The following is a 12093-nucleotide window of genomic DNA, read 5'->3' as shown; positions in this document are numbered from 1 at the left end:
CTATGGCAGAATGGAAAGGGCAATCTAGAGGGACCGTTCTAGGATTTAGGATCTATGTTTTTATTATAAAAACCTTTGGGCTCTATGCCTCTTATTTTGTGCTTCTGTTTGTAGCTGCATATTTCATAATATTTTCATTTAAATCTACAAAAAGCACGTATTACCTTTTTAAAAAGAGGTTAAATTATTCCGTTTTAAATTCCGTTTTTCAGGTTTATAGAAGTTATTTTACCTTTGGAAGGATCCAATTGGATCGTGTGGCTATTGGAGTTGGCTTAAAAAATAAATTCAGTTTTGAGTTCGATGGAATTCATCATATTAATACCCTACTAGCGAAGAAAAAAGGAGGAATTCTTTTAACCGCACATATAGGGAACTTTAATTTGGCTCAACATTTTTTTAGTGATAAGCATGACTCTGCGGTCGTGAATTTGATCATGACAGATCTAGAACATAAGGAGATCAAGAATTATTTAGAATCGGTTACGGGGAAGGCTGCTATAAAAACAATTATTTTAAAGGACGATCTTTCTCATATTTTTTTAATGAATGACGCTTTAAAGAAAAATGAACTTTTAGTTTTTGCAGCAGACCGGTTTTATAAAGACGCCAAAACATATACTGAAAAGTTACTTGGTAAACCTGCCAAATTCCCGCAAGGTCCTTTTAAACTTGCTGCAAGAAACCAGATCCCTGTATTATTTGTGCATATAATGAGAGAAAAAGATTTTCATTATCATTTCTATGCGCGATCCTTTGAAGGCCCTGCAGACTCATCAAAAGAATTATTAAAAGCCTATCTTAGAGACTTGGAAGGCATGGTGAGAAAATACCCGCATCAGTGGTATAATTATTACGATTATTGGAATGATTTCAATTAAACTTTTATGGAACAAAATTTATTACAAGAACCTATTCTAGATCCTCAAAGAATTATTCAGCTTATACCGCAGAAACCACCATTTGTAATGGTAGATTCTTTATTTGAATATACCGCATTAACTGGGAAAACAGGATTTGTAATTCCCGCAGATAATATATTGGTGGAAAAAGGCTTTTTTTCTGAAGCTGGCCTTATAGAACATATGGCCCAAAGTATGTCTTTACACCGTGGATATCAAGGATATTTATCTGGATTAGATAAGCCTAAAACAGGATTTATTGGCGCTATAAAAGCCATAGAAATAAAAACCTTACCTAAAGTATCTACCAAACTTATTACAAATGTTATAATTCTAAAAGAAGTTATGGGTGTAACTTTAGTAGTTGCTGAAACTAGAAATGAAAATGATGAAGTGATAGCAACTTCAGAAATGAAAACTGTAACGGTAGAATAAATGTCCCCAACGACTCTTAAATCCCGAATTCAACTTAAAGTAAGATTTAATGAATGTGATCCTCTACAAATCGTTTGGCACGGGAATTATTTAAAATATTTTGAAGATGGTCGGGAGGCGCTTTGTATTAAACATGGCATCTCGTACTTAGATATGAAGCAACATGGCTTTGCTACACCAATAGTAAAATCTAGTTGCGAGCATAAATTGCCTTTGCAATACGGAGATACTTTCGAGGTAGAAACTTGCTTCCAACCTGCAGATTCAGCTAAACTTGTATTTACTTATAAGATCTTTAAAGGGGATAAATTGGTTTGCGTGGGAGAAACAACTCAAGTTTTTCTAAATGAAAGCAAAGAACTTGTATTGATTAATCCACCGTTTTTCTTAGATTGGAAAAAGAAAATGGGCTTGATCTAAATGATGGATATTTTATTACAGGAAGATTCAATTATCTCTCCACTTGGTTTTTCTACTTCAGAAAACATAAAAGCGATTAAAGCAGGGGTCTCTGGACTTCATTTTCACGAAAACTCAAGGTTTTTAAACGGTGGTTTTTATGCTGGTATCGTAGACAAATCTCTATTAGCCGAGCACTTTTCTAAGATAGGAGACTCAAGTAAATTCACCAAATTGGAGCAAATGATGCTGCTTTCAATTCAAAGTGTTTTAAATAATAATCAGTTAGATCTTTCAGAAACAGGGCTTGTTATTTCGAGTACTAAAGGGAATGTAGATCTTTTAGGTGATTCCCGAAATTTTTCTAAAGATCGGGCAAGTTTAATTTCCTTAGCTAAGATCATTCAGGATTTCTTCGGCTTCAAACTTCAACCAATTATTGTTTCTAATGCTTGTGTTTCTGGAGGACTTGCAGTTGCAATTGCCAAAAGATTTATACAGGTAGGAAAATTTACTGATGCTATAGTTGTTGCTGGCGACTTAGTTACCGACTTTGTAACTTCCGGATTTCAATCTTTTCAAGCATTAAGTGCAACACCCTGTAAACCCTTTTCAAAAAACAGAGATGGAATTAGTTTAGGAGAAGCAGCTGCGGCGATTTTGGTAAGTAGGAGGGAGAGAAAAGCTAATAATATAAGTTTGGTTGGAGATGCCACAGTGAATGACGCCAATCATATTTCTGGACCTTCTAGAACTGGTGAAGGTTTATATAAAAGTATTCAGCTAGCTTTAAAAGAAGCAAAATTAGCAGCTTTAGAAATAGATTATTTATCTGCACATGGCACTGCTACTTTATTTAATGACGAAATGGAAGCTATTGCCTTTAATAGAGCGGGCTTAGAACATGTTCCTGTAAATAGTTTTAAAGGTTTTTATGGGCATACCTTAGGTGCTTCGGCATTAATAGAAACAATTCTAACCAAGCATTCATTGCTTAATAATGAGTTATATCCTTCGCTTAATTTCGAAGAATTAGGAGTTTCTAAACCTATAAATATTATTGATAAATTAGAAAAGAGAGAACTTAAAATAGCATTAAAAACAGCTTCTGGTTTTGGGGGTTGTAATTTAGCTATGATCCTGAAAAAAGCGTTTTAATGGATAGATCTAAAACATATTTTATCACAAATTCCATTAGAATTAAAAATGAAAAATTCCTTCAAAAAAAAGAGACTATTCTTTCTTTTGATCCTGAAATTAGCTTCCCTCAATTTTTAAAAGATTCTTATAAGAAATTGGAGCTTAATTATCCAAAATATCACAAAATGGATTCTTTATGTAAACTAGGGATTCTTGGTGCCTCATTATTACTAAAGAATCAAAATTTTACAGAGGATACGGCTTTAGTATTTTCTAATAGGTCCTCTAGTCACGACATAGATCTTAAGCATCAGCGATCTATGGAAAACATAGTTTCTCCAGCAGTTTTTGTGTATACTTTGCCAAATATTGTTCTTGGAGAAATTAGCATAAAATATAAACTGCAAAGCGAGAATGTGTTTTTTATTGAAGATAAATTCAATCCAGATTTGTTAGTAGATTATTCGGAAGGATTACTGAATTCGGGAAAGGCTACAAGTGTTGTTTGTGGGTGGTTAGAGCTAAAAAATGACGAATATGACGTACTTTTGTGCCTGGTTTCAAATAATGGAAAGATACCGTTTACCAAAGTTAACTTAGAGGAATTATATAGATTTGAAAATGAGTGATTTACGCACAGAGCTTAAACAGAGTATTATAGAACAACTTAATTTAGAAGAACTAAGCATTGAAGAGATAGATAATGATGATTCCCTTTTTGGAGACGGATTAGGGTTAGATTCTATAGATGCCTTGGAATTAATTGTATTGCTGGAAAAAGATTACGGGATCAAATTAACAGATCCCAATCAAGGGAAAGAAATTTTTATTTCCATTAATAAAATGGCAGAATATATCGAGTCTCACCGAACTAAATAATCTATGAATAAAGGAGTTGCCGTAACAGGAATGGGAATTATTTCTGCCTTAGGCAACGGGGTAGAGGCAAATTTTAAGGCCTTAATTGATGCTAGGGATGGAATTTCTTTTCCTGAAATATTAATTACCAAACATACCCATCTTCCTGTTGGAGAAGTGAAAATATCCAACTTTAACCTAGAAAAAAACCTTCTAATTGCAAATGATCATTCCTATACGCGGGCTGCACTTCTTGGAATTGCAGCGGTTAAAGAAGCAATGAAATCTTCTGGCTTATCTGAAAAGGAGCTGCTAAGTACTGGTTTTATATCTGGTTCTAGTGTAGGAGGAATGGATGCTACAGAGAAATATTATTTAGAATATGAAAGTTCTAAATCACATCATCAATTTATCCCTGCACAACATCCTGGATTTACTACTAAAAAGATTTCAGATTACCATAATATAAAAGGATTTACCACCACTATTAGTACTGCCTGTTCCTCTGGCGCTAATGCCATTATGTTAGGAGCAAGACTAATAAAGGCAGGGGAATTAGACCGGGTTATAGTAGGTGGAACAGATTGTCTTACGAAATTCACTTTAAACGGATTTAACTCTTTGAAGATCCTTTCTGAAGAAAAATGCAAAGCTTTTGATGATTCAAGAAATGGCCTTAATTTAGGAGAAGGTGCTGCTTACTTAGTTTTGGAAGCTGAGCATTTAGCAAAAGACAAAAAAATTATTGGTCGTGTCCTTGGCTATGGTAATGCTAATGATGCCTATCATCAAACAGCGTCTTCGGAAACTGGTGAGGGCGCTTATAGAGCGATGAAAGACGCATTGGAAGTAGCAGGAATAGCTGTTGAAAAGATCGATTATATCAATGCCCATGGAACTGCAACCAGAAACAATGATCTTTCAGAGAGCAATGCTATTAAACAAATATACAGTTCGAAAATTCCAGACCTGAGTTCTACTAAAGCCTTTACTGGTCATACTTTAGCAGCGGCAGGAGCATTAGAAGCGGTTTTTAGTATATTATCTCTTCAAAAGAATTTAATTTTTCCAAATTTGAATTTTTTCAATCCAATGCAGGAATCAGGATTACTCCCAATTACCGAATTAAAGCATAAATCTGTTAATTACGTACTTTCCAATTCTTTTGGTTTTGGCGGGAATTGTACCTCTCTAATCTTCAGTAAAAATGAGTAGAGCTATTTATATTACTGGGATTGGAGCAATATCTGCGCAAACTGAAGAAAGTATTTTTTCAGAAAAACCAGTGATATACAATTCGAATATATTTCAGGCTATTTCGCCAAATTTCAAAGAATATATTCCTGCTATGGCTTTAAGAAGAATGTCTAAAGCAATAAAAATGGGACTTACAGCTGGGAAAATAGCTTTGCAAGATGCCAATGTTGAACTTCCGGCTGCTATAATTACAGGTACAGGCGAAGGCTGCAAACAGGATACAGAGAAATTTCTGGAAAGCATGCTCGCTCAGGAGGAAGAATTGTTAACTCCTACCTCTTTTATTCAATCTACTCATAACACAGTAGGAGGACAGATCGCTTTAAATTTAAAATGTACGGGATATAACCTTACTTATTCCCAAGAAAACGCTTCTCTAGAATCTGCTTTAATAGATGCTATTTTATTACTGAAAGAAAAACTTTCTATGAATTCAGTTTTGGTAGGTGGGGTAGACGAAATTTCTAAAAAGATCACTTCATTTGGAAATCTGAACGGATTTTTAAAACAAGGGAAAATAGATAACTTAGGTTTGTTCTCCCAGAGATCTAGGGGAACTATCACTTCTGAAGGTGCTTTTTTCTTCAATTTAACAACCGAATACAACGAGAATTGTTACGCTAAAATAAAAGCAGTATCGAATTTTAATACCGACTCTTCTTCAGTCGAAATTTCGGAAAAGATCATTGATTTTTTATCTAGAAATGGGTTGAAATTAAAAGATCTGGATATTTTTTTTCTAGGAAAAAATGGAGATTTAGAGCAAGATAAGATCTATGAGGAGTTGCAAATCAGCATATTTGCTGAATCTTGCCAACTTGCATATAAACATCTGGCAGGAGATTTTAATACTGTATCCGGATTTGCAATTTGGTTGAGCTGTTTAATTCTAAAAAAGCAGGAAATTCCAGCTATTTTAAAACTCAATACCGTTTCTAGTACAAAGCCTAAAAACATCCTTATATATAATTTTTCTTCAAACAGCAATCATAGCCTAATCCTATTACAAAAGCCTTGAATTACAAACCATTTAATATTATAGTCATTCTCTTATTTCTCATGGGAGTGATCTTGGTATTTTTTCAATTTTTATCTATTTGGATCTTACTGCTTGTTGTTCTAGTTTATCTCCTTTTTTTATTGCTAGTTTCCACGAATGTGCAATGGAATTTTTTTGTAAAAGCTTACAACAGCAATTCAAGGATAGAAACTAGAGAAATTGCACTGACATTTGATGATGGCCCGGTAGAAAACACTTTGCAGATTTTAGCTCTATTAAAGAAGTTTGACATGAAGGCAAGTTTTTTTTGCATTGGAAAACATATACAAGAAAACCCAGCGATCTTTCAACAAATTATAGATGAAGGGCATATGATTGGTAATCATACATTTTCTCATACACGAAAAATGGGATTTTTGAGAACTCAGAAAATAATTGAAGAAATAAATCACTGTAATGACATCGCTTTTGAGATAGGTGGAATTAGATTAAAAACCTTTCGCCCTCCCTTCGGAATTATTAATCCGAAGGTGATGAGAGCATTGCATATAACAGGACATCAGGTAATTGGTTGGAATGTGAGATCTTATGATGCCGTTCTAAATTCTAAGAATTTTATTTTAAAAAGGATCATTAAAAATATTAAACCTGGCGATGTAATTTTATTACACGATAACAATCTTCTAACTGTGGAAATATTGGAACAATTGTTGTTATTTTTGCAAACCAACAATTATAGATCTGTAAGGGTAGATAATTTATTTCAAATTGATGCGTATTCTTAAACTAGTTATTTTTCTTATTTCGGTAGCCACTTTTGCGCAGACTCCTTTAACGGAAGCTGAAACGCTGAAGTTCAAAGAAATTGTTTCTAAGCGATCGGACGGCTTAGAAACTTTGTCTAGTGATTTTCTCCAGACAAAGTATATTAAAATGATGAAAGGCGCGGCTATTAGCAACGGGAGATTATATTATATGGCGCCGGATATACTTAAATGGGAATATAGGCAGCCTTATAATTATAAGATATTATTTAAAGACGACAAACTTATTATAGACGACGATGGTTACAAAACGGTCACCGATCTAAAATCTAATAAACTATTTGAAAAATTAGTTACTTTGATCTCGGGTAGTATTAATGGTAAGCTACTAGAAGACAAAAAAAATTATGATGTTTCTTATTTCAAAACTACCAATCTAATTTCGGCAGTTATTGTTCCTAAAGACAATGCTATTAGAGACATGTTTAACCAAATAATCCTGCTCTTCGATAGGAATTTAGTAGTAATAACCGTGAGACTTATGGAAGCCTCGGGAGATTATACGGAGATCGATTTTAAAAACATCAGATTTAATCAGCCTATACCTCCTTCCGTTTTTCAGAATTAAAAATTCAAGTACACGTACCTCCAAATTCAATTTTCTCTCTATTTTAGCATTTCAAAATAGATAGAAGATGCTTTTAAAAGATTTTTATTCAGTAACCAGTTCAACCGAACTAGAAGGAGAATTCATAACTGAGGTGAAGATCAATAAGGATCATGAATTATACAAAGGTCATTTTCCAGATAGACCCGTAACTCCAGGTGTTATATTGATGCAACTTTTTAAGGAGGAAGCAGAGCGAAGATCTAATAAAAAATTGCAATTGATGACCGCTGCTAATGTGAAATTTATGGCAGTTGTAGATCCAAATGTTTGTGAGAAATTAATTTTACAATCTTCTATAGTTTTGGATGATGGGCATTTTAAACTTAAAGGAATAGCTAAACAGAATGATAGTATCTCCTTAAAGATCAGTGCAACTTATAAGTCTATTTCTTAACACAAGTATTTCCGTAGGAACTAATCTGTTCCATTTATAAACAATACTTTTGCATTTTTAAAACCTTTTTGTTTGAGCGCAGCACCTATATTTCAATCTAGATTTGACTCCTTACAGTGTTGTGTAGTGATCCCGACTTATAATAATGAAAGAACTCTGGCATCTGTGATCCAGAATGTTTTAGTATATACCAACAATATTATTATTATAAATGATGGTTCTATAGATGACACCATTCATATTCTTGAACAATTTTCCCAACTCACTATTTGTCATAAGCCTTCCAATCAAGGGAAAGGTAGCGTACTAAAAAAAGGTTTTCAGTTAGCTGAAAGCGCAGGTTATAAGTATGCTATTACTTTAGATTCGGACGGGCAGCATTATGCAGATGATTTGGATGTTTTTTTATCAGAATTAGAAAAAAAGAAAATCGGCGATAGGGAAATGTTATTAGTGGGAGATCGAAATATGAATCAAATAGGGATTCCTGATAAAAGTTCTACGGGTAATAAATTTTCCAATTTTTGGTATTTAGTGGTTACCGGGAATCAATTACATGATACCCAAAGTGGCTACAGGCTCTATCCATTAGAGATCGTTAATAAGATCCCCTTATATACCAAAAAATTCGAGTTTGAAATTGAAGTCATTGTAAAAGCTGTCTGGCGAAAGGTAGACGTTAGAAACATTCCAATTAAAGTTCTTTATCAAGAAGGAGAAGAGCGGGTTTCGCATTTCCGGCCTTTTATGGATATTGTTAGGATCGTTTTATTATACATGTGGTTCGTTTTGGTAAGCTTTCTATATATTCATCCCAGGAATAAATATCAGGATTTTAAGGATAAAGGCTTTAAAAAGTTTTGGAACGAGGATGTGCTAAAGAATCAGGAACCAGCACATAAAAAAGCAGCTGCTATTGCACTTGGTGTATTTGTTGGGATCTCGCCTTTTTGGGGACTTCATACCTTATTGGTTTTTATACTTGCAGCTAGTTTTAAATTGAATAAAGTAATTGCTTTTCTATTTTCCAATATTAGCATTCCACCCTTAATACCTATTATTATTTATGCAAGTTATCAAGTAGGATATGTGCTCACAGGACATGGATTTAAATGGGAATTAAGTTTATCTGATTTTGATTCTTCCACAGAGATCTTGGAGAGTTTGTGGCAATATATTATAGGAAGCATGGCATTAGCAGCATTCACTGCTTTAACACTGTGGATTGTCTTTTATTTCTTATTTTCGATGACTAATCCAAAACAGGTTATCAAGCCATAAATGTTCCACTTTAACCAGTATTTAAAGCAACATAAATTTCTTGCGATATTTTCAGGAATCCTGATCTTATCCTTGTTGTCATTTTTGGCATCTAAGATAAATTTAGAAGAAGATATTACCAGCCTTATTCCGGAAGGAGCACAGCAGGATGTGCTTAAGAAAGTCTTGAATCAAACTGAGTTCTCAGATAAGATCATTGTTACAATTTCTGCGACTTCAGAAAATAATTCTCCGGAAGAACTAACCGAATATGCACAACGGTTTATAGATTCTATAAATTCTAAGCTTCCAAGCTATGTAAAGAATATTCAAGGAAAAGTACCAGAGGAAGGGATCTTGGAGATCTATGGTTTTGTTTACAATAATTTACCGTTATTTTTAAATAATTCCGATTACCAGACCATAAGTGATCGGTTGGAATTAGATACCATTCAGCAACGTTTAAAAAATGATTATAAAAGCATTATTTCTCCCACTGGTCTGGTAACCAAAGATTTTATTTTTAAAGATCCACTTTCTTTCACAAATCTTGGTTTGAAAAAGCTCGAAGAATTACAGGTTGGTGATGATTTTAAATTATATAATAGTTTCCTTTTAACTAAAGATGAAAAGCATTTATTGCTATTCTTGTCGCCAACGTATCCAGCTTCAGAAACAGATAAAAATGCTGTGTTTATAAAAGAATTAAATCAGCTTCAAAATTCTTTAAATGCGGAATACTCATCGGTTAAATCCCAATTTTTCGGGGGTGTTCTATATTCTGTAGCCAATGCCAACCAGATAAAAAAGGACATAAAATTAACTCTTGGCTTTGCTAGCGGAGTGCTTTTACTACTATTATTTTTTTATTACCGAAGGATCTATATTCCACTAATATTATTTGTTCCAAGTATTATAGGTGGAATTACTGCCATTGCTGTACTATATGTTTTTAAAGGTAGTATTTCGGCAATTTCTGTTGGGATAGGAGCAATTTTATTAGGGATCAGTTTAGATTACGCCTTGCATATACTCACGCATTATAAAAATAATAATGATCTTTCTCATTTATATAAGGACGTAACGGCACCTATTTTAATGAGTAGCTGTACTACCGCAGTGGCTTTTTTATGTCTTTTATTCGTTAAAAGTGAGGCTTTAAATGATTTAGGAATATTTGCAGCAGTTAGTGTTTTAGTCGCTTCTGTTGTTGCACTTGTCCTAATTCCTATTTTATATAATGTACCAACAGAAAAAGTAATTACAAAAGAGACCTTTATAGATAAGATTGCGGGAATAGCTTATCATAAGAAGCCTTATCTAATAATAGCAATCTTAGGTTTGTTCATTTTTAGTCTTTTTTATTTTACAAAAGTTCAATTCAATAATGACCTTTCAGCAATAAATTTTGAGCCTTCGGAAATTAAGCAAGCTGAAAAAGAAGTTCAAGCTATTGCTGGTAATGCAGCAAAATCGATTTATCTGGTAACTTATGGAAATACTACAGATGAAGCTTTGGAAGCAAATAATGAACTCTATGAAAAATTAAATGTTCTAAAGGATTCTGGCGATATAGAAGCATTTAGTAGTATTGGGGGAGTGGTGCTTTCTACAAATACGCAACTGGAAAAAATTAATAAGTGGAAGGAATTCTGGACTCTAGAACGACAAGAAAACCTTAAGTCCACATTAATTGCAGAGTCTTCAGAATTCGGATTTAGACCAGAGAGTTTTGAAAGCCTGTATGATCAAATTTCTAAGGATTTTGATCCTATTTATCTTGAAGACTACAGAAATACAAAAACTTTATATCTAGATGATTTTTTATCTTCTAAGCCAGGTCTTGCAACCGTAACTACTTCTATAAATTTGGATCCCACATCCTCGAAGGGAATTCTTTCGACAATAAAGGAAACTAAGAATGTTGTGGTAATAGATAGAAAGCAATTAAACCAGAGCTTTCTAGGGAATTTAAAAAGTGATTTTAACCAGTTGATTAGTTACTCTATAATTGCTGTTTTTCTAATACTTTTAATCTGTTATAGATCTTTGATGTTAAGTTTTCTAACCCTTTTGCCAATAGGAATTACATGGGTGATCGCTTTAGGAATGATGGCTTTTTTTAATATTGAATTCAACATTTTAAATATTATAATTTCCACCTTCATCTTTGGATTGGGCTTAGATTATAGCATATTTATTACCAACGCATTTTTGAAGGAATATGAATTTGGAGCCAAGGTTCTTAAAACGTATCGAACTTCCATATTGCTCTCGGTAATTACGACCTTATTGGGAATTGGAGCTTTATTCTTTGCCAAGCACCCGGCTTTGAGATCTATTTCTATAGTATCTATTATTGGAGTGTTTTCGGCAGTTTCGGTTGCATTTATTTTGCAAGGTGCAATCTTTGATTTTCTTTTTATAAAACCCAGAGAAAAAGGCTTGGCGCCTTATACAGCCTTAGGCTTAGCTCTTAATTTTAATAGGAATTCGACTAAGGATAAACTGTATTTTAAAAAAGAGATCATTGCTAATTATAGATATAAAAAGATATTTAGAACGGTAAAGAAAGATTTCGATAAGAATAGAGAACGTTATCTAAAGCTTGCTGAATTTTTAGAAAATGAAAATATTCTTCATTTTTATTCAGGTTTCGGGCTGTTACCAATTTATCTACATTTTAAGAATCCTAAGAATTTAATTACTGGATTGGAAATAAATCAGGAAAAACTTCAGATCGCTAATAATTGTTACGCAACTAGATCTCAGCAACTGGAATTTAAAAATGAGCTTCCCGAGAACTTCACAGAATTTAAATCGATCGTGATCTCCAGATCTTCTAATAATGTGTTTGAAAAAGAGATCCATCAATTAGTTGCAAAACATGTTCAAAAAGTGATTATTTTAGATGAGGGTTACGCCTATCAATGGATCGTAGACTCAAACTTTGAGATCCTTTATAGACAGAATGGAGTAATCTTGCTTCAAAAAATGGTTTAACAAACCGAAAG

General features: G+C 33.4%; 13 protein-coding genes. All 13 read left to right on the top strand.

Features of this window, described 5'->3' with window-relative positions:
• The first annotated feature begins 2 nt into the window (after nucleotides 1-2).
• Nucleotides 3-881, top strand: a complete 879-nt coding sequence (locus tag BC962_RS06890) for an LpxL/LpxP family acyltransferase (protein WP_121345209.1) — start codon at nucleotides 3-5, stop codon at nucleotides 879-881.
• A 6-nt stretch (nucleotides 882-887) separates the two neighbouring features.
• On the top strand, nucleotides 888-1337 hold the full coding sequence (locus BC962_RS06885) for a hypothetical protein (RefSeq protein ID WP_121345208.1): 450 nt from the start codon (nucleotides 888-890) through the stop codon (nucleotides 1335-1337).
• A complete protein-coding gene (locus BC962_RS06880) occupies nucleotides 1338-1757 on the top strand; it encodes an acyl-CoA thioesterase (protein WP_121345206.1) in 420 nt (139 codons plus the stop codon).
• Nucleotides 1758-2894, top strand: a complete 1137-nt coding sequence (locus BC962_RS06875; RefSeq protein ID WP_121345204.1) for a beta-ketoacyl-[acyl-carrier-protein] synthase family protein — start codon at nucleotides 1758-1760, stop codon at nucleotides 2892-2894.
• Entirely contained in the window at nucleotides 2894-3505 is a 612-nt protein-coding gene (locus BC962_RS06870) for a hypothetical protein (RefSeq protein WP_121345202.1), read from the top strand. The genes BC962_RS06875 and BC962_RS06870 overlap by 1 nt, the downstream gene beginning before the upstream one ends.
• Nucleotides 3498-3755, top strand: coding sequence for a phosphopantetheine-binding protein (locus BC962_RS06865; protein ID WP_121345200.1), 258 nt, complete (start codon nucleotides 3498-3500; stop codon nucleotides 3753-3755). The genes BC962_RS06870 and BC962_RS06865 overlap by 8 nt, the downstream gene beginning before the upstream one ends.
• Before the next feature lie 3 nt (nucleotides 3756-3758).
• Complete coding sequence (locus BC962_RS06860) at nucleotides 3759-4949, top strand: beta-ketoacyl-[acyl-carrier-protein] synthase family protein (protein WP_121345199.1); 1191 nt, start codon at nucleotides 3759-3761, stop codon at nucleotides 4947-4949.
• Nucleotides 4942-6009, top strand: coding sequence for a beta-ketoacyl synthase chain length factor (locus tag BC962_RS06855; RefSeq protein WP_121345197.1), 1068 nt, complete (start codon nucleotides 4942-4944; stop codon nucleotides 6007-6009). The genes BC962_RS06860 and BC962_RS06855 overlap by 8 nt, the downstream gene beginning before the upstream one ends.
• Nucleotides 6006-6776, top strand: a complete 771-nt coding sequence (locus BC962_RS06850; RefSeq protein WP_121345195.1) for a polysaccharide deacetylase family protein — start codon at nucleotides 6006-6008, stop codon at nucleotides 6774-6776. The genes BC962_RS06855 and BC962_RS06850 overlap by 4 nt, the downstream gene beginning before the upstream one ends.
• Complete coding sequence (locus BC962_RS06845) at nucleotides 6763-7383, top strand: LolA family protein (protein ID WP_121345193.1); 621 nt, start codon at nucleotides 6763-6765, stop codon at nucleotides 7381-7383. Before BC962_RS06850 ends, BC962_RS06845 begins: the two co-directional genes overlap by 14 nt.
• Nucleotides 7384-7450: 67 nt before the next feature.
• Nucleotides 7451-7819 carry a hotdog family protein gene (locus BC962_RS06840; RefSeq protein WP_121345192.1) on the top strand — a complete coding sequence of 123 codons (369 nt, stop codon included), beginning with the start codon at nucleotides 7451-7453 and terminating at the stop codon, nucleotides 7817-7819.
• 72 nt (nucleotides 7820-7891) lie between these two features.
• Nucleotides 7892-9100 (top strand): DUF2062 domain-containing protein, encoded by a 1209-nt coding sequence (locus BC962_RS06835; protein WP_121345190.1) that lies wholly within the window; start codon nucleotides 7892-7894, stop codon nucleotides 9098-9100.
• Nucleotides 9101-12082: an MMPL family transporter gene (locus BC962_RS06830; RefSeq protein ID WP_121345188.1), complete on the top strand. Its 2982-nt coding sequence runs from the start codon at nucleotides 9101-9103 to the stop codon at nucleotides 12080-12082. It begins immediately after the preceding gene.
• Nucleotides 12083-12093 lie beyond the last annotated feature (11 nt).

It is taken from the genome of Gillisia mitskevichiae (genome assembly GCF_003634585.1).
Classification (GTDB): Bacteria; Bacteroidota; Bacteroidia; order Flavobacteriales; family Flavobacteriaceae; genus Gillisia; species Gillisia mitskevichiae.
This window is presented reverse-complemented; position numbering and strand designations above follow the sequence as displayed.